A 297-nucleotide genomic window follows, 5' to 3' on the forward strand; every position below is an offset into this window, starting at 1 on the left:
TGGACAACAAGGGCTCTGTTACCCCGCGCACCATCGCGGATGCAATCGGAAGCATTCGCTACTATGACGAGGGCAAATGGAGCGAGGAGAATTGGGATTTCGGCGGCTTCTATCAGTTCCATTCCCCAGAAGGATATGATCTGGAGTTCAAGACCATCTTCAGGACGATTTTCGACGCGACCGATCTTGAGATGTTCGTCTTGAGGGGCCATGATGAGAAATTCCGCTCCGATGTCCCGTTCGGTCCGGCCAACTACTACAAGCTCACTCTTGGAGAGGGCATGCAGGCCACCAATA

1 protein-coding gene is annotated in these 297 nt (G+C 53.2%); it reads left to right on the forward strand.

Annotation, left to right across the window (positions count from 1 at the left end; translation table 11 throughout):
* The coding region (locus NE591_RS14700) for a hypothetical protein (RefSeq protein ID WP_256157041.1) at positions 1–297 on the forward strand (297 nt) is incomplete at both ends.

It is taken from the genome of Adlercreutzia sp. DFI.6.23 (assembly GCF_024462535.1).
GTDB classification, from domain to species: domain Bacteria; phylum Actinomycetota; class Coriobacteriia; order Coriobacteriales; family Eggerthellaceae; genus Adlercreutzia; species Adlercreutzia rubneri.